This is a genomic window from Methylobacterium sp. J-090, from assembly GCF_022829345.1.
Lineage (GTDB): Bacteria > Pseudomonadota > Alphaproteobacteria > Rhizobiales > Beijerinckiaceae > Methylobacterium.
The window spans coordinates 51994-78827 of the sequence record NZ_JAKSXV010000039.1 but is presented as its reverse complement, the minus strand read 5'-3'; the positions used below and the strand labels follow the sequence as shown (position 1 = coordinate 78827).

Here is a 26834-nt window from a genome sequence, read left to right as displayed (position 1 = left end):
GGCTACCAGCCGCCTGCGCCAGAGGTCCTCATCTGGCCAACCGAACCGAGCGGATCAGTGCCGTCCGCTCGCCCTGCCATCGTCACGCGACCGACGATGCACTAACTTCGAACATGGGCCACCGAACGGGGGCAGGCCAGCATCACCGTGGAACTCGCCGCTGGATCTGGCGACGGTGATAGCGTCGATATCGTTCTCGATGACCGGGAATGGCTCATTGCCACGCCCCGCGTGAAGGATCGCATCACCGTCTATCTCGGTTACGAGGGGATCGGGACGACCTACATGGGCTCGTTCGAGATCAATAGCGTCCGTTTCTCCTTCCCTCCCAAGACGATCACGGTACGAGGCACGGCGGCCTCATCCCTTAACAACCTCAAGTCGCAAAAGATTCAATCTTTCGAGGGCAAGACCGTAGAGCAGATTTTGGCCGAGGCGGGACAAGCCGCCGGGGGCTACAAAGTGGACGTGCATCCATCGCTCGCGGATCGGAAGCTGCCCTTCGTGAATCACACCGGATCGTTCGGCCAGCTCATCGGACGCCTCGAAGACCTGTACGGCGCAGTGGCGAAAATTCAGGACGGCAAGATCGGATTGACGCCCCGTGGCGAGGGGAAATCGGTGAGCGATTTCAGCGTGCCAACATACGTCCTCGGGCCAAGCGCGTTCGCGGATTTAGAGGTGCTGACCGAGTCACGCGGCGAGACCGCCAAAACGATTGCTTCGTACAGGGATAGGACCACGAATCAGCGCGTGGACGTGGAGTCCAAATCGAAGCTGTCCGACCTTCAAACCGAGGCGGAACACCGAATCACGCAGTTCTTCGCCAGTGAGGATGAGGCCAAAGCCGGTGCGGAGTCCGTTCAAGCCCAGCTTGATCGCTCCACGGGAAAGATTCACGCCACCTTGGCCGAGGGGGACCCGTGGGTGCGTGACGGGCAACGGATCGTCGTCGCCAACTGCCGAGAAGGCATCAACGGTTCGTTTCTCATCGATATCGTGCGCCACCAACTGACTAAAAGCGGTGCGCTTCGGACGAGCTTCAGCGGAACGGCCGGGACCGAGGGACTTGCGGAACGATACGCGGACGCTGGACCGGCAAGCCCCGACTTCATCTTGCTTCCTCCGGGCATGACGTTCGGGCAAATGCTGCCGAAGCTGTCAGGCACCGAACTCGGAAAGCCGTTCTCTGCGGTCCCTGCACTCGTGGGACAACCCACGCCAACGCCCTGATCAAAAGCGAATCTGGTTCGTATTTCGGATCGGGACAATACGAGCCGAATGTGGTACCAGGGCACCACGTTGCCATTTTGTTCTTTGCAAAGTATAACACAAGATTAGAAGCGCCTCGATTGCCGAGATGCGTGAAACTGGACCTAGTAGCCGAGCATCATATTAGCTGAGGCAGAGGATTTAGTATCAGAATTTGAGGGGTTAACCCCTCGTCGTGCGAACCTGGGGAGGGGACCGACGAGGGGCACCGAAGTAGACAGATGGCTTATAACACGGACGCTCTTCCGGGACAAGTTAGTTCCACTACATACGGTGTACTTCGGACCCTTCAGGCACAAGAGTCGTCTAGGGAAGCGCGCGTCACTGATCAGGTTATTTGGGTTCAGGGTCGCATTAGGGCGATCTTGGCAACCCTCACTCATGACCATGGGCGCCAGTGCTTGACGGACGATGGCGAAGTGTTTTTGGCGCTGCTGCTGCCCCACTACGTCGAGCTTGCCCATCTTTCGGACCGCATGGCGTTCTCTGAAGCGGTGACGCGCCTTCGTCTGTGGCTCCCGCACACCTTCGCACAGCGCGGAGTTCGCTGGATTGAGCGGGAGTGGTACCGGCTCTGTGAGGTTCGGTCGGTGGCGGTATCGAGCCGAGACGCCAACCCAGTCCACCGTGACACGCCCTTCGTTTTCTGGCTCCCGACTGCGGAAACGGTCTCGCGCGACCTCAACCTCACCCGAGCCCGGCGCGATGCCATCAACGCGGTTTATGCCGCCCATGAAGACGGACTCCCGATCCGTGGCCTCCCGGCAATCGATCCCCTGTCCGACGAGGAAGCCCGCGAAGCCGACCGGGTGCGGAAGGAGAAAGAACGGCGGGCGAAGGGCGTGAAGGCCCAATCGTCCAGAACCGAAACTGCGGACGAGACGGCTTTCCGTGAAGGGTTGGGGATCAGTTTCGGACGTTGGTATCGCGCGACAAAGGCTGGACCTGATGCGGTTTTGGCCTTGGTCATGAAGGAGGGCGGTTGCGGTCTGATGGCGGATAAAATGTGTCCGGCCGATATATATGAGTATGGGGCGAACACTAATTATCCGCTTCTCACTGAGGAAGAGAGCATGCCGAAAATTGAGATCAAAACTGACGAAACGATGCGCGACCTTACCGAGCGGTTCCGTGTGGTGGTAAGGATTGTGAGCCCTGTACGCGCTCAACCGTTGCCGGTGATCCGAGCGAAAATCGTCCCGATGAGGATGGCAGCGTAATCCATTCTCAGCCGTGGCCTTCGTCGTGTCGGTCGCCCCGCTCCCTCAAGTTTCCTCCCCTCCAAGGATTGAAGCTGAACTGTCGTGCTGGACCGCCCTCGCTGTCATCACACCGCCCGTGAAGAATGACCCTGAAGGCCGTCATCACACTTCACTGGTAGGGTGACAATCCCAAACGAAGAGAACAACGGGACACGAGGAAGGACGAGCTTGGGATGTTTGCACGGCGCGTCGGTACGTGGATAATCCTGTAATCAAACGAAGCGTCTCCGAACCCGAGCCAACATTGCCGAACAACCGCCCCCACTACCGAGCCCCACGCGCATTACTCCGCGCAGAACTACTGCCGAACCTCAGAGCAGTGACCGCCCGTCCCACGGTAGCGCCGACGACAATAACCGAAGTGTCTGACGAAAACGTGGGCCTACCGTTCGATCCCGTAGCCCAAGCGTCGGCCGAGGAGTTCGTTCGGGCCGCCATCGCGTACCACCGTCACCAAGCCGCCAAGGCAGAGAAAGCCGTCAGACGCTCGCTCAAGCCCGTCTCGATACGGATCGTCCGTAATTACCCACCCCCTTGTACGGGTTGGGTTTCGCTGATTCCTTTGTAGGATGGGCCGAAGCGATCTTGAGCGGCTGAGCCGCAAGGAACTGATCGAGTTGGTGCTGCGGATGCAGCGCCCGACGAAGACCTCGCGCACGTCTTCGAAGCCGCCCGCGACGGATCGCAAGGAGCGGCGCGAGCAGGCCAAACCCGGTGGGGCGAAGCCCGGCCACGAGGGCCACAGCCGCGTGATGAGCGAGGATCCCGATACTGTCGTCGCGCATCGCCCAGATCGCTGCGCGTGCTGCGGCGGCGGCCTGCACGAGGATCTTCCCGCCGAGGCCGTCAGCGTGTCCGAACGGATCGAGCTGCCGGAAGTCGCACCGGTCGTCACCCAGCATCAACGGCTGGCAGTGCAGTGCCCGACCTGCGGGGCGCGCGTGATCGCACCTGTGCCGGAGGCGGCGCGCGGCACGCCCTTTGGCCCGCGGCTGCATGCGGTTGCCACCTATCTCAAAACCTTCCAGGCGCTTTCCTACGAGCGGTTGCAGGCGGCGCTGTCGGATCTGTTCGGGCTCACACTCAGCCAGGGCGGGCTGATGAACCTGCTCCAGCGCGCGCAGAAGTGCTTCCGCTCCGGTCGCGACGAGGCTGTCTCGACCCTGCGCCAAGCCACGGTGGTCGCCTCGGACGAGACCGGGGTGCGCATCGAGGGCAGCAACGCCTACCACTGGGTATTCCATTCGGCCCAAGCCGTGGTGCACACGGCCTCCCCGACGCGGGGCGCCATCGTGGTGCGAGAGATGATGGACGGGCATCGGCCGGCGGTGTGGATCTCGGACCGTTACACCGCCCAGCAGGGCCACGCCGCCGCGCACCAGACCTGCCTCGCCCATCTCGCCCGCGATGTCGCCTACGCCGTCGAGACCAGCGATGATCCGGTACCCTGGCGTCTGCAGCTTTGGTTGCGATCCGTGTTCGGCCTGGCCGAGCACGTCACCGACTTCGCGATCTCGACCCTGGCGGCCAAGCGTCGGACCTTGGATCGGCAACTCAGCGCAATCCTCGCCACACGAAGTAGCTGCGACCTGACCCGCGATCTGCAAGCCAAGATCGGCCGGGCTCGCCATCAGCTCCTGATCTTCCTCGCCTATCCCGGCGCGGTCGAACCGACCAACAACGGTTCAGAGAGGCTGCTGCGCCCATCCGTGATCCAGCGAAAGGTCACCAACGGCTACCGCGCGATGTGGGCCGCCGAGGGCGAAGCTGCCATCCGCACCGTCGTCGATACCGCGCGCCTCACAGGCAGCAGCTCCTTCGGCACCATCCTCAAAACCGTCGGCGCCTGAACCCCGAGATTACGGGGGTGGGTAATTACCCTGCAACAAAGGCGCCAAGCTTTGGAAGTCAGGAATATTTGCTGCAATACAACTCTCCTGCGTAAGCCCTCTAGTCAAATCTCTACCTTCAATACTATGCTTTGATAGTACTAGAAGAAGCTTATCATGAAAAACTATTGGGATTTTTTTGATCCAAAATTTGTATCCTTTCCTCGGCTCACCTCTATAAAGCTTGTAATTTTGCAATATAATTCCAAGAAAAATTAGTTTCCCAAGCTCAACAGGAAGTCCAAGTTCCTTAAAATTTTTGTAGATTTGCTCGTGCTCTGACATCCATCTATCAAGTATCGCAGCCAAGGTTCTTATCGCCTGAACGTTGAATCGGTCAGGCACAGTAGGAACAAAAAAGCCATCACAGATAAGAAAACAAGCTCGTGTTAAAGCGCCAGAACTTGGGCCAACATCTAGCAGAATATAATCAAAATTATTTTCTTCTCCATACTTACGCAAGAACGCACCCAAAGCGACATGAGTTTTTTTCTCGTGAGTTTTATTTGAAAATCGCTGAATATGAGCTTCCGCTAGTGCCTCTTCAATCTCTGAAAGAGCAACATCGCCTCTTAGCAGGTACAAATTATCAGTTATGAAAATATTTTTTACGTCAGCAATGTCGACATCTGGCCTCTCACCTGAAATGCGCGGATGCATCAATTGCAACAAACTTGTTCCAGGCAAATCCGCATCAGCTTCACTCGCTTCCTGCTTTACATCAATTTCCTCTATAAGCTTTGATAGTAATAATTCTGTCAAATTACATTGAGGGTCCGCATCAACAACAAGAACCCTCTTCCCATTTTCAGCAAAAAGATGCGCCATATTGAAAGTTGTTGTCGTTTTTGAAACTCCTCCCTTATGATTATATAGAGTTATTATCTTGCATGTCATAATTGTACTTCCTGATATTTATAAAAATGCAAACTGATCACCAAGGAGCATAATCGTACTTCTTTTTCCTTCAACCTACAATCTCTGTCGGCATGGGCTTCAACTCACTAGTCCAGTCCCCCATTTCGCCACAAAACCGACTAAGCTCGCGCGCTGAATGGTCAGCCCCTCGCGCGCGCTCTGCGTCGCGCGAGAACGCCCCGCGTCCCAAAAATAGGACAGGGGAGGGGGCCCGAGGCCCGAACAGGATGTCCATGTTCTTCCGCAAGCGCCCGAACCCCGAGCCCGTGCCGGCCGCCTCCGAGGAGCGGGCCCTGCCGCAGCGGCTGTCGCCGCGCAGCCCGAGCGAGGCGATCAAGCCCACCGCCGCGCCGCCGCCGCCCGACCTGCCCGAGCGCCGCCGCGGCGGCCTGCTCGCCACGGTCTCCGGGCTGCTCACCCTGTCGGTGGTGCTCGCCATCGGCGTGATGATCGGCATGACCCTGTTCGAGCGCCAGGTGAAGGAGCCGGGGCCGCTGCCCGCCGACAAGGTCGTGGTCATCTCGCCCCGCAGCGGCACCTCCGAGATCGCCGAGGCCCTGTCGCGCGAGGGCGTCATCACCCACACGGCCCTGTTCGAGTGGGCCGCACGCCTGAGCGGCAAGGCGCTCAAGGCCGGCGAGTACACGTTCAAGGCCCATGCCAGCGTCAACGACGCCATCGAGACCCTGTCGTCGGGCCGTCAGGTCCAGCACGCCGTCACCTTCCCGGAGGGGCTGACGAGCGAGCAGATCGTGGCGCGGCTCAACGACAACGACATCCTGTCCGGCGACATCAACGAGATCCCGGCCGAGGGCGCGCTCCTGCCCGACACCTACAAGTTCGAGCGCGGCGCCACCCGCCAGCAGATCGTCAACCTCATGCGCGCCAAGCAGCGCGAGGTCCTCGCCGACATCTGGAAGCGCCGCTCCGCCGAGATCCCGGTGAAGACCCCGGCCGAGATGGTGACGCTGGCTTCCATCGTCGAGAAGGAGACGGGGCGGGCCGACGAGCGCCCCCGCGTGGCGGGCGTGTTCGTCAACCGCCTCAACAAGCGCATGAAGCTGCAATCGGACCCGACCATCGTGTACGGGCTCGTCGGCGGGCGCGGCACCCTCGGGCGCGGCATCCAGCGCGCCGAGATCGAGCGCGCCACCCCCTACAACACCTACGTCATCGAGGGCCTGCCGCCGGGCCCCATCGCCAATCCGGGCCGCGCCGCCCTGGAGGCCGTCGCCAACCCGTCGCGCACCAAGGACCTGTTCTTCGTCGCCGACGGCACCGGCGGCCACGCCTTCGCGGAGACACTCGAAGGCCACTCGCGCAACGTCGCCCGCTGGCGCCAGGTCGAGCGCGCCCGCCAGGCCCCGACCCCGGACGCCACCGTCGACAAGGTCGAGCCGAACCCGGATTCCGGCCGCGCCTCGGCCTATGCGCCCGCCGACGGCACCAACTTCGCCGGCGGCGCCGACCCGTCGGCCCCGCGCCCGAAGGCCTTCGACGCCTCGGAGGGCACGCGCCTCGATCCCCTGCGCAACCGGACCTTCGATCTCAATTCGCCGAAGAACGTGCCGGTGCTGAAGCAGCCGTGACGCGCGGGGTGGCCGTGGGAGCGGACGGCGCCCGTGGTCGCGCGCGCCTCTCCTCCCCCTTGCGGGGAGGAGCCGGAGGTGGGGGTGGTCGGGTGACCCTCCTGCGGCGGCGGAGGCCGGCGGAGCCACCCCCACCCCTCACCCCTCCCCGCAAGGGGGAGGGGAGCGCCGCGCCACCGGTGCGGCCGTTCGGAAGCGACATGCAGCCATGATCCTCTCCAGCATGACGGGTTTCGCCCGGGCCGCCGGCACCACCGGGGCGGTGCAGTGGGCCTGGGAGGTCCGCGCCGTGAACGGGCGCGGGCTGGAGGTGCGCCTGCGCGTGCCGAGCGGCTACGACGCCGCCGGCGAAGTCGCCCGCACCGCCCTGCAGAAGACCCTGGCGCGCGGGCAGTGCCAGCTCTCCCTCACCCTCTCCCGCCCGGACACCGCGCCGCGCATAAGAATCAACGAGGCGCTGCTGGCCGACCTCGCGGCGGCGGTGGCGCGGGTGCCCCGGCCCGAGGGCGTCGCCCCGGCGACCCTCGATGGGCTCCTGTCCCTGCGCGGCGTCATCGAGGCCGAGGACGAGGCGTCGACGGATACGGAGGCCCTCCACCGCGACCTCGCCGAGGGGGTGGTCCGCCTCGTCACCGACCTCGTGGAGGCCCGCCGCGCGGAAGGGCGCCAGCTGCGCGCCGTCATCGAGGCGCAGCTCGCCGAGATCGGCCGCCTGACCCGCGCCGCCGAGGAATGCCCGGCCCGCCGCCCCGAGGCCGTGCGCGCCCGCCTCGCCGCCACGATCTCGACCCTGATCGCCGTGGGCAACCTCGACCCCGACCGCCTGCACCAGGAGGCGGTTCTGCTCGCCGCCAAGGCCGATGTCCGCGAGGAACTCGACCGGCTGGCCGCCCACCTCGCCAGCGCCGCCGACCTCCTGGCCCAGGGCGGCCCCATCGGGCGCAAGCTCGACTTCCTCGCCCAGGAGCTCGGCCGCGAGGCCAATACCCTGTGCGCGAAGGCGGGCGACATCACCCTGTCGCGGATCGGACTCGACTTGAAGGCCGTGGTGGAGCAATTCCGCGAGCAGGTTCAGAACGTCGAGTAGGTTTTTCCCCATGCAGGCCACGGCGATCGCGCGGCGCGGGTTCATCCTCATCCTGTCCTCGCCCTCGGGCGCGGGCAAGACCACCCTGACGCGGGCGGTGGCCGGCGATCCGAAATGGGGCCTCGACCTCTCGATCTCGGTGACCACCCGCGCCCGCCGCCCCTCGGAGATCGACGGCAAGCACTACAACTTCATCGACCGCGAGGCCTTCGATGCGCTCCGCGCCGCCGACAACCTGCTCGAATGGGCCGAAGTCCACGGCAATTTCTACGGGACCCCGCGCCGCCCCGTGGAGCGGGTGCTGGGGGCCGGCCGGGACATGATCTTCGACATCGACTACCAGGGCACCCGGCAGGTTCGCGCCAAGCTCAGCCACGACGTGGTGACGGTGTTCATCCTGCCCCCCTCCCTCGCCGAGCTGCGCCACCGCCTCGAGCGCCGGGCCGAGGATTCGCCCGACACCATCGAGAAGCGCCTCGCCAACGCCCGCCTCGAGATCCAGCGCTGGAGCGAGTACGACTACGTCATCGTCAACGACGACCTCGACGACGCCTTCCGGAGCCTCGAGGGCATCCTCATCGCCGAGCGCCTGAAGCGCGACCGCCGCACCGGCCTGACGCCGTTCGTCGAAGGCCTCCTGGCCGAACCGGACTGAACTACTCCGGCGCCACCACCGTGGCGCGGCGCGCCTCCAGCATCTGCCACGCGATGAGCGCCGGCACGCCGAGCACCACGTCGGGCACGCGTTTCGCCAGGGACAGCGCCAGGGCGGTGCCGGGGTCGAGGCCGAACAGGCCGCCCAGCAGCACGAACCCGCCCTCCTGCACTCCGAGGCCGCTCGGCACCGGGAACGCCGCCGACTTGATCGCCTGACTCAGCGCCTCGATCACCACGATGTCGGTCCACGTCACCCCCTCGACGCCGATGCAGGCGAGTGCGATCCAGATCTCGACGGCGCCCATTCCCCAGGCGAGGAGGTGGAGCCCGAACCCGGCCGCGATGTCGCCGCGCCGGCCCGGCGCCCAGACCGCGTCGAGGGCCGCGTACACGCCGCCCGGCGCACCGTCCCGCGGTGCCACGGCCGCGCCGGCCCAGCGGCGCATCCGGTCCATGGACCGGCGCACCACGGCACGGGCCGCGCCGCTCCGCTGGACCGCGAAGAAGGCCGCCACGATGAGCGCGGTCACGGCCAGCGCCCCCGCCGTCCACGTCGCCAGGGCTTCGGCGGTGCCGCCTCCCACCCGGGTCAGCAGCCCCACGCCGAGCAGCGCGAACAAACCTTGAGTTGCGACCTGCATCAGCATGTCGACGAGGATCGAGGCCGCCGCGAGGGACCCCGCGACTCCCCAGAACGTCAGCAGACGCCCACCCACCACGTCGCCCCCCACGGACGCCACGGGCAGCAGCACGTTGATGCCCTCGCGCACGAACCGCAGGATGAGGAACGCCCCCGTCTCAACCTGAGCGAGGCCTGCCAGGAGCCGTCCCCAGGCGAACCCGCACACGGCGACGATGGCCGCCCGCGCCAGAACGATGCCGATGAGGCCGAGCGCACCGATCCGCCCGAAGGCATCGGCCACCGCATGCAGATCGTGGGTCACCACGAGCCAGACGCCGAGCCCGAGGCCCAGCACCGTACCGAGGAGGGGGAGCCGGCGCAGGATCGCCCGGCCGGGAGCGCCGGTCACGCGCGCCATCATCGCACCAATCCTGCGCCGGCCAGGCGGGGAAGGGGGCGATGCTCGAGGATCGAGACGCTTCGGATCTGCCTCATCGCGGACGGCCTTCCGATTCAGGACGTGCGCGGACCGGAGCCGGGATCTTCCAGGGCGCCGGACGGCCTTAGTGCGGCTTTGGGGCCGAAATCGGGGAGGAGGGCGTCGAGAATCGCCTGACGGTCCCCGGTCGGATCGATGAGTGCGATGCGGCCCCGGGCAAGGCTCGCCGTCGTCGCCACCGCCACGGCGCGCTTCGGGCACGGGCCGAGGCAGCCCACCTCGACGAGGCGCGGTTTCAGAACCTGCCCCTTCGACGGTCCGGCACGCTCCTTCAAGGCGCGCTTGAGGGTCGCGCGCATGGCGCCCTTGGGCAGGCCCTGGCGCTTGGCACACTTGGTGCACACGAGGACGACGTCGCCGAACTTCGCCCTGGCGTAGCGGATCTTCCCGGGCGGGCGCGGCGCGGTTTCCCCGGCTGCGAACTTCGCCTCTTTCAAGGTGGCTTGCCGAGCCTTCGAATCCTTGCGCGTTTCATCGTTCGGGTCTCGTGTCATTGGGGTCCTTGGCGGGGTGGTGGCCCCGGCGTCTCCTGCGCCCACGCCTTAAAAAGGGCCGAAAAACGCGGGACTCGACAGGGCAACGGCATGGGGTCGAAAGGGCTCCGCGCCGCGCCGGGTGCGCGGCGTGGGGCCGCGTTCGCGCGCCGAGCCTTCAGGAACCCGATGTAATGAATGTCGACGAGGTCAAGCAGTCGGAGCGCCTGCGCGGGGTCATCGACCTCGCCCTGCGGGCGGTTCCGGATCTGCGGCGCAACGCCGAGACCGTGGAGCCGATCCCGGCCGGCCGGGCTCCGACCTTCCTGCGCAAGGCGAGCGAGCGCCTCGACTGGCGGCGCCTGCCGGGCCTGCGCCCGGCATCCGCCAAGCCGCCGAACCTCACCATCGACCTCATTCGCAACTTCAGCGTGTTCGTGCTGCTACCGACCCTGTTACTGGCAATCTATCTCTATGGTTTTGCTTCCAACCAGTACATTTCCGAAGCTCAGTTCACCGTTCGTGGCAATGTCGAGCCCATGGAGGAAGCCTCGTCGGCGGGTCAGTTCTCCGATCTGATCCAGAAACACAACAGTCAGGACAGCTTCATCGTCAAAGATTACATCCAGAGTCAGACCCTGGTGACGAAGATGGAGGAATCGCTGAAGGTTTCCGCGATGTTCTCCCGCGGCGAAGCCGATTTCTGGAGCCGCTACCGGCCGCACCAACCCATCGAGGACCTGACGCGCTACTGGCGCAAGCAAGTGATCGCCCGCATCGACGTGATCTCGGGCGTCATCACCCTGACGGTCCGCGCCTTCACCCCGCAGGACGCCCTGACCATCTCCAGGGAGGTGATCGCCCGCACGGAGGTGCTGATCAACGAGATCTCGCGCAACGCCCAGACCGACCTCGTCGCTCATGCGGAGGCCGACGCGGTCCGGGCACAGACCCGCCTGCGCGAGGCCCACCTCGCCCTGCAGACCTTCCGCAACCGCTGGGGCATCATCGACCCGATCAAGGCGGCGGAGGCGACGCTGACCACCCTGGGCAGCCTGCGCAAGGATCAGCTCAAGGCCGAGACCGATCTGCAGGTCCTGCGCGGCTCGAATCTCGATGAGAAATCCCGCAGCATCCAGACCCTGGTGGCCAACCTCGCGGCGATTCAGTATCAGACCAAGCGCCTGCAGGATCAGCTCACGACGGAAGGGCTCTCGGGCTCCGATCCGTCGAACAACATGACCCGGGCCCTGCTCGAATACGAGGGCCTTCAGGTCGAGAAGACCATCGCGGGCAAGCTCAACGAATCGGCCAATCTCATGGTCGATCGGGCACGCATCGCCGCCAACAAGCAGCAGATCTTCCTGGCGACCTTCGTGCCGCCGGACCTGCCCATCGCCTCCCTCTTCCCGCAGCGGGGCTACGCCCTCACCGTCGGGTTCTTCTGCTTCCTGGTGCTGTGGAGCTCCATCGCACTCATCGTCGCCGGCCTGAAGGACCAGCGCCTGTAGGCTGGCCCTGCCACACGCCCCCGCGTCGGGACCGAAAAGTCATGTCCGAATTTGCCGACCTCATTGCCCGCGCCGTCAATCCGTCCATGACCCGGGAGGCGCGGGAATCCGTCTACGGCGTGGTCAAGGAGGCGGTGCAGCGGCTCCAGACCCGCGACGGGATGGAAGCGGACGATCCGCGTATCGCCCTGCAGCAGCACCTCGTCGAGGAGACGATCCGCGATGTCGAAGCCGACATCGCCCGTTTCGTCGCCCTGGAGAAGCTCGAGCGGGCGCATGCCGCGCAGGTGGCCGACGAGGCCGCGGCGGCGCGGCGGCGCTGAGCCTCACCCGTAGGCGGCGACCGCCCGCGCACTGCCGGGTTCGGCAACACTGAGCCCCGCATCGACGTACTCGTTGAGCTTGTTGCGCAGGGTTCGGATCGAAATGCCGAGGATCTTGGCCGCGTGCGTCCGGTTGCCCAGGCAATGGTCCAGGGTGTCGAGAATGAGGTCGCACTCGACTTGCGCCACCGTCTGACCGACGAGGCCGCGGGTGGCGGCTTCGGCGACGCGCGCGGCGCGCTCGGCCGGGCCGGCGGCGGCCCCGCCGATGCTCTCGCCCTCCGGCGTCAGGATCGCATCCGGGCCGATCTCCGGGCCGGCTGCCAGCAGGACGGCGCGGTGGAGGGTGTTCTCGAGTTCGCGCACGTTGCCGCGCCACGGATTGGCGCAGACGAGGGTCTGCGCCGCACGGCTCAGGGGTCGGACGGGGACGCCGTTCACCTCGGCGTACTTCCTCGCGAAGTGGCCGGCGAGTTCGAGGATATCGGCCGGGCGCTCGCGCAGCGGCGGCAACTTGAGGTGAACGACGTTGAGGCGGTAATACAGGTCCTCGCGAAAGGTGCCCTTGCGGACCTCATCGAGAAGGTTGCGGTTCGACGTGGCGAGCACACGGATGTCGACCTTGACCGGGGCCGAGCCGCCGACCCGGTCGATGACCCGCTCCTGCAGGGCGCGCAGCAGCTTCGCCTGCAACCTGACGTCCATCTCCGAAATTTCGTCGAGGAGGAGGGTGCCGCCGCTGGCCTCCTCGAACCGGCCGATGCGGCGCGCCACGGCCCCGGTGAAGGCGCCCTTCTCGTGGCCGAACAACTCGGATTCGAGCAGCGCTTCGGGGATCGCCGCGCAGTTGACGCAGACGAAGGGCTTGGCCGTGCGGTTGGACTTGCCGTGGACATGGCGGGCCAGGACCTCCTTGCCGGTTCCGCTCTCGCCGGTGATGAGCACGGAGGCCTCCGAGCGGGCGACCTGATCGGCGAGCTTGACCACGCGCTCCATGGAGGCGTCGCGCCAGACGAAGGCGCGCCCGTCCTCGGAGACCGCCTGCAGCACCGCCGCGATGAGTTCGGGGTCGGGGGGCAGGGGGATGTATTCGCGCGCGCCCGCCTGGATCGCCGCCACCGCCGCCTTGGCGTCCGTGGCGATGCCGCAGGCGATGACGGGGGTGCGGATGCGCTCGTCGGTGAGCGCGGTGACGAGTTCGCGGATCGGCAGGCCGACGTCGATCATGATGAGATCGGCGCCCTTGGCGCGCAACACGGCCAGGCCCTGCGCCAGGCTCTCGGCGTTGGTGACCGCCGCGCCCCGGTTCATGGCGATCTTGGAGGCGGTGACGAGTTCGCCGTTGAGGCGTCCGATGATGAGAAGCCGCATGGCTCAAGCTCTCCGTGCAGGGGCCTCGCGCGGGAGCGCGGCGGGCCGGATCCGGGCTAGTGATCGTTCTTGATGATCTCGGTCATGGTCACGCCGAGGCGGTCCTCGACGAGGACGACCTCGCCGCGCGCGACAAGGCGGTTGTTCACGAAGATGTCGATGGCCTCGCCGACCTTGCGGTCGAGTTCGAGCACGGCGCCGGGCTGGAGCCGCAGCAGGTCGCCGATGGGCATGCGCGAGGACCCGAGGACCGCCGAGACCACGACGGGCACGTCGAAGACCTGTTCGAGATCGGCGGCGCTCTTCGGCGTGGTCGGCGCCTCGCGGATCGATTCGGTGCCGAGGCCGTCGAAGGAGGCGTCCATTCCGTTGAGCTGCGGCAGGGTGAAGTCGTCGGACATCGGGGGCTTTCAAGGATGTGGAACGGGCGAAAACTGAGGCTGGCGGAGAGATCAGGCCGGGATGCCAAGGGCGTCGAGCACGGCGGCCTCGATGCGGGCGCGGTCGCGCACCACGCCACCATCGGCCCATTCCATCCGGGCGTCGCCCGGGGCGAGGTCGGGTTCGCCCAGCACCACGAGGCGGCCCTCGAACCCGCGCTCGCGCGCCAGGCGCTTCACCAGGGCCTCGACCTCGTCGACGAGGCTCTCGTGGACGCGCACCACGAGGTGGGGCACGCCGCGCAAGTGCTGGAGGGCGGCCCGGGCCGCGTCGCCGATGGCGGCGAGGGGCTGGGCGTCAAGGGCCTCGCCGGCGAGGCGGCGGGCGAGCGCCACGGCGAAGTCCATGGCCTCGGCGTCGCGCTCGGCGTCGCGGGCATCCGACTGGCCGAGCAGGCCGGCGGCGGCGAGGCCCATGCGGGTGAGGGCGTCGGCCATGCGGGCCTGGGCCTGCATCTCGGCCTGGGCGCGGCCCTCCAGCACGCCCCGGGCGTGGGCCTCGGCCACGGCAACGGCCAGGGACGGGTCCTCTTGGGCCGCGGCGGCGCTGCTCGGGCGAGGCCGGAAGTCGGTGTCGAAGAGGAAGGGGCGGGCGTTCAATAGACCAGTTCCTCTTCGCCGCTCGACTTGGCGATCATGATCTCGCCCTTCTCCGCCAGATCCTTGGCGAGTTCGGTCATCTTGGCCTGGGCCTCATCGACGTCCTTGAGGCGGATAGGTCCCAGCGACCCCATCTCGTCGGTGATGTTCTTGGCTGCGCGGGTGGACATGTTGCCGAGAAAGAAGCCCCGCACGCGCTCGTCGGCGCCCTTCAGGGCCCGGCACAGGGTGTCGTTGTCGACCTTGCGCAGGAGGGTCTGCACGCTGCCCGGATCGAGCTTGAGCAGATCCTCGAAGGTGAACATGAGCTGGCGGATCTTCTTGGCCGAACCGCGATTGGCCTGATCGAGGGCGGACAGGAAGCGACCTTCGGTCTGGCGGTCGAAGGCGTTGAACACGTCGGCCATGAGTTCGTGGGCGTCCCGGCGCGTCGTCTGGGCGATGGTCGAGACGAACTCGACGCGCAGGGTCTCCTCGATGTGGCGCAAGGCCTCCTTCTGAACCGTCTCCATGCGCAGCATCCGGTTCAGGACGTCGATGGCGAAATCCTCGGGCAGGATGGTCAGCACCTTCGCGGCGTATTCGGAGCGGACCTTCGAGAGCACCACCGCCACCGTCTGCGGATACTCGTTGCGCAGGAACGAGGCGAGGATCTCGGGGTCGATCTGGGTCAGGCTCGCCCAGACGCGCTTGCCCGAGGCGCCCTTGATCTCCGCCATGATCGAGGAGACCTGATCCTGCGGGAAGATCTTGAGCAGGAGCGACTCGGTCCGTTCGAAGTTCGAGGTGATGCCGCCACCCGAAGACAGGCGCGAGACGAAATCGACGATGAGCTTCTCCACGGTCTCGGCTTCGAGGGAGCCGAGCTGGACCATGGCGTGCGAGACCTTCTTGATCTCGTCCTCGTCGAGCATCTGCCAGATCGGCGCACCATCGGTGTCGCCGAGCAGAAGCAGCAGGGCCGCGGCGCGCTGCGTGCCGGGCATGGCCGAGAAGGCCGCGCTCCCGGCATCGGTCAGCGCCGACGCGATGTTCAAACCCGAGGACATGGCCTCAACTCCCAGGACGACGCACGAAGGACAAGCGGACGAATCTCAGTTGTCGTTGATCCAGTTGCGCAGGACCTCGACGGTCTCGCCGGGGCTGGCGCGGACCATATCGACCACGCGCTGCACCGTTTCGGCCTGGACCTGACCGTTAATCTTGGCGAAATCGACGAGCCGGGCCGTGGGGTTGTCGCGCGGCGCCAGCATCCCATCCAGCGCCGGGTCACCGGTGGCGACGGCCGGGCCGGACACCAGGGCGACGGTGACGGGCTCGGCCGCGAGCACCTTGCGCAGAAGGGGGCGCACCACGGCGAGCAGCACGATGAGGGTGAGCATCGCCAGGACCGTCAACTCGACGATGCGCATGACGTCCTCCTTGGAAGGGGACATCAGGGACTGGACCAGGCTCGCCTCGACGAATTCGGGCGGGGCCGGAGACTCGGCGAAGCGCAGGTTGACCACCTCGACCTGATCGCCGCGCGCCTTGTCGAAGCCGATGGCCATGCGCACCAGGGTGGCGATACGCTCGACTTCGGCCGCCGGGCGCGGCTGATAGGCCAGCTTGCCATCCGCCCCCGGCACGTAGGCCCCGTCCACGAGGACCGCCACGGAGAGCCGCTTGACCCGGCCCCCCTCGACCACCTCGGTCTTGGTCACCCGCGAGATCTCGTAGTTGGTGGTCTCCTCGTTCTTGTTGGTGGAATCCTTCTGGGCCGGGGCGGCGCCCGGCTGGTTGGCGCCCGGCAACTCGTTGCCGACGCTGACGGCGCCCTCGGCGCCGCCGGACAGGGAATTCTCCGTGCGGGTCTGGGTGGAGCGCACCACCCGGCTCTCGGGATCGAAGCTCTCCGAGCGGCTCTCGATGCGGTTGACGTCGAGCTCGGCGCTGACCTGCACCCGGGCGCGACCGGCACCGACGATGCCGGCGACGATCTCCTCGATCTGCGAACGCAGGCGCCGCTCGAGGCCGACCTGCTTCTCCTCCAGCCCGAGGCCCTTGTCGGCTTCGGCGTCGCGGGCGCCGTCGGCCAGGAGCCGGCCGCGCTCGTCGACGATGGAGACCCGCTCGGGCTTGAGCCCCTCCACCGCCGAGGCGGTGAGGTGGCGGATGGCGCGGACCTGGGACGGGTCGAGGTCGCCCATGAGCTTGAGGACGATGGCGGCGCTCGGCGTCTCGCGGTCGCGCTCGAACAGGCGCCGCTCGGGGATCACGAGGTGCACGCGCGCGGCCTGGACCCGGCCGATGGCGCGGATCGAGCGGGACAGCTCGCCTTCCAGGGCCCGGAGGTGGTTCACGTTCTGGACGAAGTTGGTCGACGAGAAGGCGTCGCCCTTGTCGAAGATCTCGTAGCCGACGCCGGCCTGGCTCGGCAGGCCCTTGCCGGCGAGATCCATCCGCAGGCGGGGCAGATCGGCGCGCGGGGCCATGATGGTCTGTCCGGCATCGCCCTTGGTCTCGTACTTGATGCCCCGCGCGTCGAGGTCGCGGATCACGGCGGAGGAATCCGACATGGACAGGTCGGCGAACAGGACGCCCATGTCGGGCTTCGAGACCCGCAGGATCACGAAGGCGAAGAAGCCGATCAGGGTCATGGTGACGGCGGCCATGGCGGCCAGCCGCGCAGGCCCCAACTTCGTCACCAGTTCGAGAACCGACTTCACCGCGCGACGCACCCACCCGAACCGGCGTGGCGGACCGCCCGCCCTCGCCCGGCAAAATTTGCCCAGGCCGTGGTTAGCGGCGGGTTAACGAATGAGAAGGGACACCCTCGAAAACCCGAGCAGTCGCGGAAGGAAACGCGAAAAGACCGCACCCCGGGAAGGGCGCGGTCTTTACGAAAGGATCGTCGGGTGTTCTCGCCATCGGACCGGCCGATCCAGGCCGAGTCCGATCCGTCAGTGCCGGTAATGCTGGATGCGCGTGGTGCGCAGACCGGCAAGACCGTGCTGGTCGATGGAGAACTGCCAGCTCAGGAACTCCTCGGTGGTGAGGGTGTAGCGCTGGCAGGCTTCCTCCAGGCTGAGCAGGCCACCCCTCACGGCGGCGACCACCTCGGCCTTGCGACGGATGACCCAACGACGGGTCGTGGTCGGCGGAAGATCGGCAATGGTTAATGGACTGCCATCAGGCCCGATCACATACTTCACTCTCGGGCGGCTTGGTTCGGTCATGATACGCTCTACAACTCGACTGACCTGTCGAGATTGGAAGCTACTTGCGCCCACTTAAAATATGTTGAAGCGGAACGATCGCATCTGATTCGTCGCGACGCTCATGTGGACAACCCCGTTCCGATGCTCCGCACGCTGCCGATGGGAACCCGTGCGGAATCGATGAGAAGCACCGGCGCGGTGCCGCTGAGATCGACGCCGTCGACCTTGCCGGTGATCTGCGTATCGACGCTGACCTGGGTGCCCGTGGCGTCGCGGGCATCCACCTTGATGGAATAGGTGCCCGCCGGCGCACTCATGCCCGTGGAGGCCCGCCCGTCCCAGACATAGGTCTGTGCGCCGGCCGGCATGGCCTTCGACTGGGTCGCCACCACGTTGCCCTTGGCATCCGTGATGGTGATGGTCGCCTGGGTGGCGGCGCGAGCGGGTGTGAGGGTCCAGGTGGCCGACCCGTCGGCCAGATCCGCGGTCTTGCCGTCCGCGGTGACGGTCTGGCCGATGAACCCCGTGGCCGAGGCCGAACTCGACGCCTTGGCGTTGGTCAGGATCGAGTCGAGGCGGTCGTTGGACTTCAGCTGCTGCTCGACGCCGGCATACTGCACCAGCTGCTGCGTGAACTGGTTGGTGTCCATGGGGTCGAGGGGGTTCTGGTTCTTGAGCTGCGTGGTCAGCAGCGTCAGGAACTGAGTGAAGTTGCCCGCGATCTCCTGGGAGGAGGTCTTGGTGGTGGAACTCGCCGAAGCGGCGGTGCTCGCCAGGCTGCTGATGCCGGATGACATGTGGGGTGCCCCTTCAGATTCGGATGTCGAGGCCGGTGAGGCCCCTCAGGGTGCGCATGGGCGTGGCTTCGAGGGCGGCGCGGCCCTCGGCCTGATGGGAGAGGCCCGGACCGCCGGGCCGTCCCTCGGGACGGCGCCCGTCGGCGCCTTGGCCCTCGGCACCCTGACCGCCGGACTGCGTGTCGCTGCGCAGGGACAGGTTGATGTTGGCCTCCGGCGCGTCGAGGCCGGCCTGCGACAGGGCCTGCTGCAGGCTGCCGGCGTCGCGCTGGAGCAGGGCGAGGGTCTCTGCGCGATCGACGACGAGGTGCGCCATCACGGTGCCGCGCTCCTTGTCGATGTCGAGGCTGACGTCGATGCGTCCGAGTTCGCCCGGATCGAGGCGGATCTCGAAATGGTTCGAGCCCTGGAGGGAGCGCAGACCGATGGTCATCGGCACGGCCCCCAGGGGCACGGGTGGCGAGGCTGGCGTAGCGGCCTGAGCCGCCTGGGCGGCTGGAGCCGACGTCCCGCTCGCTGGCGCTGTGGCGGGCGCGGCCGAGAAGCCCGCCAGGATGGAATCGAAGCTCTCCCGGATGGGGGAAAGGCCTTCGGGCAGGGCGAGCGCCGCCGTGCCCACCGAGGCCTCGGCGGTCTTGGCCGAGTCCAGCACGGCCACCGCCGGGTCGGATTTCACGCTCACCGAAACGCCCGGCCGGGCGAGGGGACCCTGGCCGGCGGCTGGCACCTCACCCTTGGACGGCTGGACGACCCCGGCCGGGGATTGAACCTGGCCTGCCGAAGGCAGACCTCGCCCGGCGATGGATGAGGCCTGCCCCACCGAACCCTGCCCCTGGTCGGCCCGTACCTCACCCTGGGGCTCCGAGGTCTGGCTGCTCTGACCGGTGTTCGCCTGAAGCACGGGATCGGCGGGCGGTGGCGGTGGCAGGACACCGAGTGCGAGGAGCGATGCGTCCGGCTCCTCGGCCGACGCATCGGTGGACTCCGTCTTCTCCTCGGTGCCGTCGGTGGCGGTCCCGTCGGCAGAACCAGCCTTGGTGGCCGGGTTCGCTCCGGCGAGGACTGTTCCGGCCATGGCCGCCTCGGGAGAGCCGGCGACGCCGGCCGGGACGGTGGGAACGGCACCTGCCCGATCCTGCGGCACGCCGTTCGCCTTCGCAGCCTCGCCGGATAGGGCGGCATCCGCGGAGGCCGGCCCCTTTGCATTGGGGACTGGCGCCTCGCGCGCGGTCCGCACCGGCGCGGGGGACCGTTCGGCCGTCTGCTCGGTCCTGGTTTGCCCTGTGCCGGTGTCCTCGGTCTTAGCGCGTTCGGTCCTGGCGCGTTCGGGTTGGGCCGCGACATCCGGGCGGTCGCGCTCCGAACGAGCGAACTGAGAGCGGCTATCCTGCGCACGCGTCTCCTGCGACCGGGTTGTCGTCGCCGGACGGGAGGACTCGGGATCGCGAACGACGAAGGCGGGCCCTGACGTGGCCCGTGCTTGCGCGCGGGCCGGGGCTGGCGTCGCACGGCGCAGGAGGAAATCCGTTTCGAGGAACGCTTGCGCCATGGGTCCGTGGTCTCCTTGCCGAACCATCGAGCAAGGGCCGAGCCAGACCGGACGATCGCCCAAGCCATTGATGATACGACGATCTTTCCGAGACCCGGGAAGGCGGTCCGGCGGAACCTGCCCGGCGCCCGGCAGGACTTGCCGGGTCTGCCCGGGATTTCCGGGGTTGGCGGAACCGGTCAGGTCCGTCGAAAACGACCGGGTCTGGTCGTGCGTGGCGGAATGCGTGCCGGCCCTTCCCTGGAACTCGGGCGCAAGGAACGCTATAGACTCGCGCCCGGGACCGGACCGGCCCCGCCGGCGAAACTGGGCGCGATGAATTCCCTCGATCTTCCCAAGGCCCCGCACGAGACGCGCGTCGTCGTCGCCATGTCCGGCGGCGTCGATTCCTCCGTCGTGGCCGGGCTCCTGAAGCGCGAAGGCTACGACGTCGTCGGCATCACCCTCCAGCTCTACGACCACGGCGCGGCGACCCATCGCAAGGGCGCCTGCTGCGCCGGTCAGGACATCCACGACGCCCGCCGCGTCGCCGAAGTTCTGGAGATTCCGCATTATGTCCTCGACTACGAGGACCGTTTCCGCGAATCGGTGATCGACCGCTTCGCCGAGAGCTATCTCGCCGGCGAGACGCCGATTCCGTGCGTCGAGTGCAACCGGTCCATCAAGTTCCGCGACCTCCTCGCGACGGCGCGCGACCTCGACGCGGACGCCCTGGCCACGGGCCATTACGTCGCGAGCCGCGCCCTGTCGCAGGGTCGACGCGGCCTCTACCGTGCCCTCGATCCGGCCCGCGACCAGAGCTACTTCCTCTACGCCACCACGGCCGAGCAGCTCGATTTCCTGCGCTTCCCCCTGGGCGAATTGCCCAAGGACGAGACCCGGCGCCTCGCCCATGAACTCGGCCTGTCGGTGGCCGAGAAGGCCGACAGCCAGGATATCTGCTTCGTACCGCAAGGACGCTACGCCGACGTGATCGCCCGCCTGCGGCCCGACGCGGCCCGGGCCGGCGACATCGTCGATCTCTCGGGGCAAGTGCTGGGCCGCCACGAGGGCATCATCCACTACACCGTCGGTCAGCGCCGGGGCCTGCGCCTCGCCGTCGGCGAACCCCTCTACGTCGTGCGCCTGGAGCCTGATGCAGCCCGCGTCGTCGTCGGCCCGCGCGAAGCCCTGGCCACCAGCCGCATCCGGCTGACGGACGTGAACTGGCTCTCCGACAGGCCGCCCGTCGATCTACCCGTCGCCGTGCGAGTGCGCTCGACACGCGAGCCGCGCCCGGCGCACCTCACCCTCGACGCCGTCACGGGGACCGCCAAGGTCGTCCTGGCGACGCCCGAGGACGGCGTCTCGCCGGGACAGGCCTGCGTGATCTACGCCGATGACGGCCCGCGCGCGCGGGTGCTCGGCGGTGGCACCATCCGGCGCGTCGACGCGTTGCAGGCCGGGGCCGCGCAGGCGGCCTGACCCTCTCTTCCACTCCCCACAGGACTTCGAGATCGACATGCTGAGCGAGCCGCGGGAGGCCGGTCCGAGCACGGCCCTGATGCGCAAGGCCTATGCCCGCTGGGCACCGGTCTACGACGTCGTGTACGACAAGCTGACGGAGCCCGCCGCCCGCGACGCGGTGGAGGCGGCCGTGGCCTGCGGGCCCCGCATCCTCGAGGCCGGCGTCGGGACCGGCCTGTCGCTCGGCTACTACCCGCGCACCAGCTTCGTCTGCGGGGTCGATCTGTCCGAGGACATGCTCAAGCGCGCCCGCGACAAAGTGCTCAGGCGCGGCCTCACTCACGTGCGCGGCCTCCAGGTGATGGACGTCTGCCGCCTCGGCTACGCCGATGCCAGCTTCGACGCCGTGGTGGCGCAGTTTCTCATCACCCTGGTGCCGGACCCGGAAGGCGCCCTCTCGGAGTTTCTACGGGTGGTGCGGCCCGGCGGCGAGATCGTGCTCGCCAATCATTTCGGGCAGACGGACGGCCCCATGGCCAAGGTCGAGGAGATCGTCGCCCCGCTCTGCACCAAGATCGGCTGGTCTTCGGACTTCAAATCCACGCGGATCGAGGCCTGGGCGCGGGCCAACGGCGTCGAGTTCATCGGCGTCGCCCCGACCTTCCCGGGCGGCTTCTTCAAGATCCTGCGGATGCGCAAGCCCGGGTGAGGCCGCACCCCGGCACCCCCGAGGACCGAGCCCGGAGCGTCCAGCGCGCCCGGGCTTATTCATGCCGCCGCTTTGGAATTCTATCCTATCCTGAGGTCACTTCACGGGAGGTAGCCGGGCCAAAGCGTGGCTGTGGCGAGGTCGCAACACCCCAAAACCATCCAGACTTTGCCTTGGGAGGCGCCTGCCCCCGCCGCGATCCCGCCATAAACCGGGACCACCTCAGGCCGTGCGGTAAACGGTAGTCCCCCCAACGCTTTACCGCAGAGTTCCGAGTCATTCCGAGAGTGAACTACGTGGGTTCGCGCGCCGTCCGCCAAGGGCTCGCGCGCGCCTTCGGAGCGTCGGACGGCTGGACCTCATGTCAAGCGTAGCAGGCCGGGGCGGCGAGATTGACCATGGACGCGCGCAGCACCGACAAGTCCAAGCTCCCGAGCCGTCATGTGACGGAGGGACCCGAGCGCGCCCCCCACCGCTCGTACCTCTACGCCATGGGCCTCACCAAGGAGCAGATCCACCAGCCGCTCGTCGGCGTGGCCTCGTGCTGGAACGAGGCGGCGCCCTGCAACATCTCGCTGATGCGCCAGGCCCAGGCGGTGAAGAAGGGCGTCTCCGCTGCCAACGGGACCCCGCGCGAGTTCTGTACCATCACGGTGACCGACGGCATCGCCATGGGCCATGCCGGCATGCGCGCCTCGTTGCCGTCCCGCGAGGTCATCGCCGATTCCGTCGAGCTGACCATGCGGGGTCACGCCTACGACGCCCTCGTGGGGCTGGCCGGCTGCGACAAGTCCCTGCCCGGCATGATGATGGCCATGGTGCGCCTCAACGTGCCGTCGATCTTCATCTATGGCGGCTCGATCCTGCCCGGCTCGTTCCGGGGCCGGCCGGTCACCGTGCAGGACCTGTTCGAGGCGGTGGGCAAGGTCGCTGTCGGCGACATGAGCCTCGACGACCTCGACGAGCTGGAGCAGGTCGCCTGCCCGTCGGCCGGGGCGTGCGGCGCGCAGTTCACCGCCAACACCATGGCCACCGTCTCGGAGGCCATGGGCCTTGCGCTGCCGTATTCGGCCGGCGCCCCGGCGCCCTACGAGATCCGCGACAAGTTCTGCATGACGGCGGGCGAGAAGGTGATGGAGCTCATCGCCCGGAACATCCGCCCGCGCGACATCGTCACCCGCAAGAGCCTGGAGAACGCGGCGGCCGCCGTCGCGGCGTCCGGCGGTTCCACCAACGCGGCCCTGCACCTGCCCGCCATCGCGCACGAATGCGGCATCAAGTTCGACCTGTTTGACGTCGCCGAGATCTTCAAGCGCACGCCCTACATCGCTGACCTGAAGCCGGGCGGACGTTACGTGGCCAAGGACATGTTCGAGGTCGGAGGCATCCCGCTCCTCATGAAGACGCTGCTCGATCACGGCTTCATGCACGGCGACTGCATGACGGTGACCGGCCGCACCATGGCGGAGAACATGGAGCGGGTGCACTGGAACCCCGACCAGGACGTGGTGCGCGCCGCCAACGCGCCGATCACCCCCACCGGCGGTGTCGTCGGTCTGCGCGGCAACCTCGCTCCCGAGGGCGCCATCGTGAAGGTCGCCGGCATGCCGGCCGAAAAGCAGGTCTTCACCGGCCCGGCCCGGGTGTTCGACGGCGAGGAGGCCTGCTTCGAGGCGGTCCAGAAGCGTACCTACAAGGAGGGCGAGGTCCTGGTCATCCGCTACGAGGGCCCGAAGGGCGGCCCCGGCATGCGCGAGATGCTCTCCACCACCGCCGCCCTCTACGGCCAGGGCATGGGCGACAAGGTCGCGCTCATCACCGATGGGCGGTTCTCGGGCGCGACGCGCGGCTTCTGCGTCGGCCATGTCGGGCCGGAAGCCGCCATCGGCGGCCCCATCGGCCTCCTGAAGGATGGCGACATCATCACCCTCGACGCCATCAAGGGCACCCTCGACGTCGCCGTGAGCGACGCGGAATTCGCCACGCGCCGAGCCGCTTGGACGCCGCGCACCAACTCGGCGACCTCCGGCTACCTGTGGAAGTACATGCAGACCGTCGGTCCCGCCGTGGACGGCGCGGTGACCCATCCGGGCGGCGCCGAGGAGACGCACACCTATGCCGACATCTAGGACCGCCCTCGGCCGCCCCGCGCGGCCGGTCCGGGCCGCTCCGGATCGGCCCGCGCGCGGACGGCTGCGCTTCGCCATGGCGGCCGGGCTCCTGCTTCTGTGTGGGATTCCCGTAGAGGCCCTCGACGCCACTGCGCGCACGCCCGTGCCCCCGGCGGGCTATCGCACGGCCCGCGAGGCCCTGCGCTCCGGGGTTCGCGACTACAATGCCGGCGACAAGGAAGGGGCCGCGCGCGCCCTCGAATACGCCGCCGGTCAGGGCCACGCCCTCGCCCTGTGGAAGCTCGGCCGGATGTACGCCGAGGGCGACGGGGTGCCCCACGACGACCTCAAGGCGTTCGAGTTCTTCTCCCGCATCGCCGACGACACAACCGACGACGGCCCGGATGCCCAGAACTCGGGCGTCATGGCCAGCGCCTTCACGGCTTTGGGCGCCTACTTCCTCGACGGGATCAAGGGCACCTACGTGCGTCCGAACCCCGAGCGCGCCTACGACATGTTCAACTACGCGGCGTCGTATTTCGGCGACCCGAACGCCCAGTACAACCTAGCCCGGCTCTACCTCGACGGCACCGGCGTCGAGGCCGATCCGCGCCAGGCGGCGCGCTGGTTCAACCTCGCGGCGGAGAAGGGTCACGCTCCGGCGCAGGCGCTGCTCGGTGAACTACTCATCAACGGCCAGGGCGTGCCGAAGCAGCGCGCTCGTGGTCTGATGTGGCTGTCGCTGGCCCGCGAGGCGGCGCAGGGCCGCAAGGACGACTGGATCGTCGCCCTCTACGACAAGGCCTGGACGGCGGCGAGCGAGGACGACCGCCAGACCGCGCAGGCCCAGGCCTCCCAGGCCCAGACCCAGGTGACGGGTTCGGCGCGACGCCGACGCTGAGTGCTCCGCCGCAGCGTCGGCCGATCGATCTTACGGGTTCGTGCGCGCGGCGAGCGCCGTGACGAAGGACGGCCGCTCCAGGGTCGCGGCGACGTAACGTGAGAGCTTGGGCCAGCGGCCGGCATCGACCGTCTCGTCGGCCAGATGAAGGTTGTGGAAGCCCGTCGCCACCGAGATGTCGGCGATGCTGAAGGCGTCGCCGACGAGGTACGGTCCGTCGATCTGCGTCTCGAGATAATCGTAGATCTTGGGCAGATCCTGCGTCAGCGCCTTCGTCACGGCGGCCTCGTCGCCCGGCTGGCCCAGGAGCTTCGGCTTCACGATCCGGTTGGCGAACGGGGTGATGATCACCGGAAACATCTCGGTATCCCCGAACTTGTCGAACCAGATCGCCCGGCCGCGGGCCTTGGCCTCCGTCGGCAGCAGAGCCGGGCTCGGGTGTTTCGCCTCGATGTAGAACAGGATCGCGGATGAATCGGCGAGGAGGAAACCGTCGTCGTCGATGGCCGGGATCTTTCCCAGCGGACTCGCGGCCTGGAACGCGGCGTCGGGATCGTGGAAGAACAGCGGGATGTGCTCGGCGCTCACCCCCTTCTCGGCGAGGGCCACGAGGACCTTGCGGACGTAAGGGGAGTAGCCGGTACCGTAAAGTTTCACGCGGGAGGGCTCCTTTTTGCCGGGGGGACGGCGTGCCAACCCGCCACGGGCCGGTTGGTTCAGGAGGGTCCGCCCCGCATCAGGCGAGTTCGACCGTCACCGCCACGTGGTCGGACGGCTTCTCCTGACCGCGCAAGTGCTTCTGCACCGAGGCCGACACGAGGCGGTCGGCGGCCTGGGGTGAGAGCAGGAGGTGGTCGATGCGGATGCCGGCATTCCGGTTCCAGGCACCGGCCTGATAGTCCCAGAAGGTGTAGAGGCCGGGCTTCGGATCGCAGGCGCGCAGGGCCTCGGTGAAGCCTTCCGCCAGGAGAGCGCGGAAGGCCGCGCGGGTCTGGGGCAGGAACAGGGCGTCGTTCACCCAGGCTGCCGGATCGGACGCATCCTCGGGCTCGGGGATCACGTTGTAGTCGCCGGCGAGGACCACGGCCTCTTCGCGGTCCAGGAGTGTGCGGGCGTGCCGGCGCAGGCGCTCCAGGAAGGCGAGCTTGTAGGGGTATTTCGGGCTGTCGACGGGATTACCGTTGGGCAGATAGATCGAGGCGACGCGCACGGGCGCCGTCTCCGCGCCGGAGACGAGGCCTTCGATGTAGCGGGACTGCTCGTCGGTCTCGTCACCGGGCAGGCCGCGCCGGACCTCACGGAGGGTGAGGGGGGTGCGCACCAGCAGGGCGACGCCGTTATAGGCCTTCTGGCCGAGGGTCTCGACGACATAGCCCGCCGCCTCGATCTCGGCGCGGGGAAACGCATCGTCCTGGCACTTCAGCTCCTGCAGGCAGACCACGTCGGGCTTGGCCCCGTCGAGGAACCCCACGAGATGGCCGACCCGCTGCTTGATGGAATTCACGTTCCAGGTGGCGATCCGCATGGAGACTGGGTGTCCTGAACTCTCGGCATGCCCGTCATCGTGGCTTCGCGGGTCGGTGGCAAGCGGGATGGGTTCTTCGCGGG

Annotated in this window: 25 protein-coding genes; 12 read left to right on the top strand and 13 right to left on the bottom strand. The window is 67.3% G+C overall.

Features of this window, described 5'->3' with window-relative positions:
* Positions 1 to 147: 147 nt before the first annotated feature.
* The 3 genes from MKK49_RS06910 (at position 148) to tnpC (ending at position 4384) form a co-directional block, all read left to right on the top strand.
* Complete coding sequence (locus MKK49_RS06910) at positions 148 to 1233, top strand: phage late control D family protein (protein WP_244027313.1); 1086 nt, start codon at positions 148 to 150, stop codon at positions 1231 to 1233.
* 440 nt (positions 1234 to 1673) lie between these two features.
* A complete protein-coding gene (locus MKK49_RS06905) occupies positions 1674 to 2492 on the top strand; it encodes a hypothetical protein (protein WP_244027312.1) in 819 nt (272 codons plus the stop codon).
* 611 nt (positions 2493 to 3103) lie between these two features.
* The gene (gene tnpC, locus MKK49_RS06900; protein ID WP_244027311.1) at positions 3104 to 4384 is read left to right on the top strand and encodes an IS66 family transposase; all 1281 of its coding nucleotides are present in this window, start codon (positions 3104 to 3106) and stop codon (positions 4382 to 4384) included.
* A 9-nt stretch (positions 4385 to 4393) separates the two neighbouring features.
* On the opposite strand, the gene MKK49_RS06895 is transcribed toward tnpC, so the two are convergent.
* Positions 4394 to 5320: a ParA family protein gene (locus MKK49_RS06895; RefSeq protein ID WP_244027310.1), complete on the bottom strand. Its 927-nt coding sequence runs from the start codon at positions 5318 to 5320 to the stop codon at positions 4394 to 4396.
* A 254-nt stretch (positions 5321 to 5574) separates the two neighbouring features.
* On the opposite strand from MKK49_RS06895, the gene mltG reads away from it, so the two are divergent.
* From mltG to gmk, 3 genes are all read left to right on the top strand, one after another.
* Complete coding sequence (gene mltG / locus MKK49_RS06890; protein ID WP_244027318.1) at positions 5575 to 6930, top strand: endolytic transglycosylase MltG; 1356 nt, start codon at positions 5575 to 5577, stop codon at positions 6928 to 6930.
* A gap of 208 nt (positions 6931 to 7138) precedes the next feature.
* Positions 7139 to 8017 (top strand): YicC/YloC family endoribonuclease, encoded by an 879-nt coding sequence (locus tag MKK49_RS06885; protein WP_244027309.1) that lies wholly within the window; start codon positions 7139 to 7141, stop codon positions 8015 to 8017.
* A 10-nt stretch (positions 8018 to 8027) separates the two neighbouring features.
* Entirely contained in the window at positions 8028 to 8672 is a 645-nt protein-coding gene (gene gmk / locus MKK49_RS06880; protein WP_244027307.1) for a guanylate kinase, read from the top strand.
* Between the two features lies 1 nt (position 8673).
* Here the strand turns inward: gmk and MKK49_RS06875 are convergent, their stop codons facing one another.
* Together MKK49_RS06875 and MKK49_RS06870 are read right to left on the bottom strand one after the other, a co-directional pair.
* The gene (locus tag MKK49_RS06875; protein WP_244027305.1) at positions 8674 to 9717 is read right to left on the bottom strand and encodes a lysylphosphatidylglycerol synthase domain-containing protein; all 1044 of its coding nucleotides are present in this window, start codon (positions 9715 to 9717) and stop codon (positions 8674 to 8676) included.
* Positions 9718 to 9809: 92 nt separating this feature from the next.
* Positions 9810 to 10232 carry a (2Fe-2S) ferredoxin domain-containing protein gene (locus tag MKK49_RS06870; RefSeq protein WP_244027303.1) on the bottom strand — a complete coding sequence of 141 codons (423 nt, stop codon included), beginning with the start codon at positions 10230 to 10232 and terminating at the stop codon, positions 9810 to 9812.
* Positions 10233 to 10462: 230 nt separating this feature from the next.
* Between MKK49_RS06870 and MKK49_RS06865 the strand changes: the two genes are divergently transcribed.
* Both MKK49_RS06865 and MKK49_RS06860 read left to right on the top strand, forming a co-directional pair.
* On the top strand, positions 10463 to 11779 hold the full coding sequence (locus tag MKK49_RS06865) for a capsule biosynthesis protein (RefSeq protein ID WP_244027301.1): 1317 nt from the start codon (positions 10463 to 10465) through the stop codon (positions 11777 to 11779).
* A gap of 41 nt (positions 11780 to 11820) precedes the next feature.
* Positions 11821 to 12102 (top strand): hypothetical protein, encoded by a 282-nt coding sequence (locus MKK49_RS06860; RefSeq protein WP_244027299.1) that lies wholly within the window; start codon positions 11821 to 11823, stop codon positions 12100 to 12102.
* 3 nt (positions 12103 to 12105) lie between these two features.
* On the opposite strand, the gene MKK49_RS06855 is transcribed toward MKK49_RS06860, so the two are convergent.
* The 8 genes from MKK49_RS06855 to MKK49_RS06820 all read right to left on the bottom strand — a co-directional run bounded on the left by MKK49_RS06855 (position 12106) and on the right by MKK49_RS06820 (position 19585).
* The gene (locus tag MKK49_RS06855) at positions 12106 to 13473 is read right to left on the bottom strand and encodes a sigma-54-dependent transcriptional regulator (RefSeq protein WP_244027297.1); all 1368 of its coding nucleotides are present in this window, start codon (positions 13471 to 13473) and stop codon (positions 12106 to 12108) included.
* A gap of 56 nt (positions 13474 to 13529) precedes the next feature.
* Complete coding sequence (fliN, locus tag MKK49_RS06850) at positions 13530 to 13874, bottom strand: flagellar motor switch protein FliN (RefSeq protein ID WP_056092330.1); 345 nt, start codon at positions 13872 to 13874, stop codon at positions 13530 to 13532.
* A gap of 51 nt (positions 13875 to 13925) precedes the next feature.
* The gene (locus MKK49_RS06845) at positions 13926 to 14513 is read right to left on the bottom strand and encodes a FliH/SctL family protein (RefSeq protein ID WP_244027295.1); all 588 of its coding nucleotides are present in this window, start codon (positions 14511 to 14513) and stop codon (positions 13926 to 13928) included.
* The gene (gene fliG, locus MKK49_RS06840) at positions 14510 to 15562 is read right to left on the bottom strand and encodes a flagellar motor switch protein FliG (RefSeq protein ID WP_244027293.1); all 1053 of its coding nucleotides are present in this window, start codon (positions 15560 to 15562) and stop codon (positions 14510 to 14512) included. Before fliG ends, MKK49_RS06845 begins: the two co-directional genes overlap by 4 nt.
* A 45-nt stretch (positions 15563 to 15607) precedes the next feature.
* Entirely contained in the window at positions 15608 to 17221 is a 1614-nt protein-coding gene (fliF, locus tag MKK49_RS06835; protein ID WP_244027292.1) for a flagellar basal-body MS-ring/collar protein FliF, read from the bottom strand.
* Positions 17222 to 17455: 234 nt separating this feature from the next.
* Positions 17456 to 17731: a DUF1153 domain-containing protein gene (locus MKK49_RS06830; protein WP_018044452.1), complete on the bottom strand. Its 276-nt coding sequence runs from the start codon at positions 17729 to 17731 to the stop codon at positions 17456 to 17458.
* A gap of 101 nt (positions 17732 to 17832) precedes the next feature.
* A complete protein-coding gene (locus tag MKK49_RS06825; protein WP_244027291.1) occupies positions 17833 to 18510 on the bottom strand; it encodes a flagellar hook assembly protein FlgD in 678 nt (225 codons plus the stop codon).
* Between the two features lie 13 nt (positions 18511 to 18523).
* Positions 18524 to 19585 (bottom strand): flagellar hook-length control protein FliK, encoded by a 1062-nt coding sequence (locus MKK49_RS06820; RefSeq protein ID WP_244027290.1) that lies wholly within the window; start codon positions 19583 to 19585, stop codon positions 18524 to 18526.
* A 789-nt stretch (positions 19586 to 20374) separates the two neighbouring features.
* On the opposite strand from MKK49_RS06820, the gene mnmA reads away from it, so the two are divergent.
* The 4 genes from mnmA to MKK49_RS06800 all read left to right on the top strand — a co-directional run bounded on the left by mnmA (position 20375) and on the right by MKK49_RS06800 (position 25226).
* Positions 20375 to 21523 (top strand): tRNA 2-thiouridine(34) synthase MnmA, encoded by a 1149-nt coding sequence (mnmA, locus tag MKK49_RS06815; protein WP_244027289.1) that lies wholly within the window; start codon positions 20375 to 20377, stop codon positions 21521 to 21523.
* 37 nt (positions 21524 to 21560) lie between these two features.
* Positions 21561 to 22214: a methyltransferase domain-containing protein gene (locus tag MKK49_RS06810; RefSeq protein ID WP_244027288.1), complete on the top strand. Its 654-nt coding sequence runs from the start codon at positions 21561 to 21563 to the stop codon at positions 22212 to 22214.
* 398 nt (positions 22215 to 22612) lie between these two features.
* A complete protein-coding gene (gene ilvD / locus MKK49_RS06805) occupies positions 22613 to 24343 on the top strand; it encodes a dihydroxy-acid dehydratase (protein ID WP_244027287.1) in 1731 nt (576 codons plus the stop codon).
* Between the two features lie 76 nt (positions 24344 to 24419).
* Complete coding sequence (locus tag MKK49_RS06800) at positions 24420 to 25226, top strand: tetratricopeptide repeat protein (protein ID WP_409565026.1); 807 nt, start codon at positions 24420 to 24422, stop codon at positions 25224 to 25226.
* Positions 25227 to 25256: 30 nt separating this feature from the next.
* Here the strand turns inward: MKK49_RS06800 and MKK49_RS06795 are convergent, their stop codons facing one another.
* Both MKK49_RS06795 and xth read right to left on the bottom strand, forming a co-directional pair.
* The gene (locus MKK49_RS06795) at positions 25257 to 25883 is read right to left on the bottom strand and encodes a glutathione S-transferase family protein (protein ID WP_244027285.1); all 627 of its coding nucleotides are present in this window, start codon (positions 25881 to 25883) and stop codon (positions 25257 to 25259) included.
* A gap of 79 nt (positions 25884 to 25962) precedes the next feature.
* On the bottom strand, positions 25963 to 26751 hold the full coding sequence (gene xth / locus MKK49_RS06790) for an exodeoxyribonuclease III (protein WP_244027284.1): 789 nt from the start codon (positions 26749 to 26751) through the stop codon (positions 25963 to 25965).
* Positions 26752 to 26834: the final 83 nt, after the last annotated feature.

Bases quoted from the DNA above. Each gene is read 5' to 3' on its own strand.
- MKK49_RS06860 (WP_244027299.1), top strand. From the start codon at position 11,821: ATGTCCGAATTTGCCGACCTCATTGCCCGCGCCGTCAATCCGTCCATG.
- MKK49_RS06820 (WP_244027290.1), bottom strand. From the start codon at position 19,585: ATGGCCGGAACAGTCCTCGCCGGAGCGAACCCGGCCACCAAGGCTGGT.
- xth (WP_244027284.1), bottom strand. From the start codon at position 26,751: ATGCGGATCGCCACCTGGAACGTGAATTCCATCAAGCAGCGGGTCGGC.
- MKK49_RS06885 (WP_244027309.1), top strand. From the start codon at position 7,139: ATGATCCTCTCCAGCATGACGGGTTTCGCCCGGGCCGCCGGCACCACC.
- MKK49_RS06830 (WP_018044452.1), bottom strand. From the start codon at position 17,731: ATGACCGAACCAAGCCGCCCGAGAGTGAAGTATGTGATCGGGCCTGAT.
- MKK49_RS06865 (WP_244027301.1), top strand. From the start codon at position 10,463: ATGAATGTCGACGAGGTCAAGCAGTCGGAGCGCCTGCGCGGGGTCATC.
- MKK49_RS06895 (WP_244027310.1), bottom strand. From the start codon at position 5,320: ATGACATGCAAGATAATAACTCTATATAATCATAAGGGAGGAGTTTCA.
- tnpC (WP_244027311.1), top strand. From the start codon at position 3,104: ATGGGCCGAAGCGATCTTGAGCGGCTGAGCCGCAAGGAACTGATCGAG.
- fliN (WP_056092330.1), bottom strand. From the start codon at position 13,874: ATGTCCGACGACTTCACCCTGCCGCAGCTCAACGGAATGGACGCCTCC.
- MKK49_RS06855 (WP_244027297.1), bottom strand. From the start codon at position 13,473: ATGCGGCTTCTCATCATCGGACGCCTCAACGGCGAACTCGTCACCGCC.
- ilvD (WP_244027287.1), top strand. From the start codon at position 22,613: ATGGACGCGCGCAGCACCGACAAGTCCAAGCTCCCGAGCCGTCATGTG.
- fliG (WP_244027293.1), bottom strand. From the start codon at position 15,562: ATGTCCTCGGGTTTGAACATCGCGTCGGCGCTGACCGATGCCGGGAGC.
- mltG (WP_244027318.1), top strand. From the start codon at position 5,575: ATGTTCTTCCGCAAGCGCCCGAACCCCGAGCCCGTGCCGGCCGCCTCC.
- MKK49_RS06810 (WP_244027288.1), top strand. From the start codon at position 21,561: ATGCTGAGCGAGCCGCGGGAGGCCGGTCCGAGCACGGCCCTGATGCGC.
- MKK49_RS06800 (WP_409565026.1), top strand. From the start codon at position 24,420: ATGGCGGCCGGGCTCCTGCTTCTGTGTGGGATTCCCGTAGAGGCCCTC.
- MKK49_RS06875 (WP_244027305.1), bottom strand. From the start codon at position 9,717: ATGATGGCGCGCGTGACCGGCGCTCCCGGCCGGGCGATCCTGCGCCGG.
- gmk (WP_244027307.1), top strand. From the start codon at position 8,028: ATGCAGGCCACGGCGATCGCGCGGCGCGGGTTCATCCTCATCCTGTCC.
- mnmA (WP_244027289.1), top strand. From the start codon at position 20,375: ATGAATTCCCTCGATCTTCCCAAGGCCCCGCACGAGACGCGCGTCGTC.
- MKK49_RS06825 (WP_244027291.1), bottom strand. From the start codon at position 18,510: ATGTCATCCGGCATCAGCAGCCTGGCGAGCACCGCCGCTTCGGCGAGT.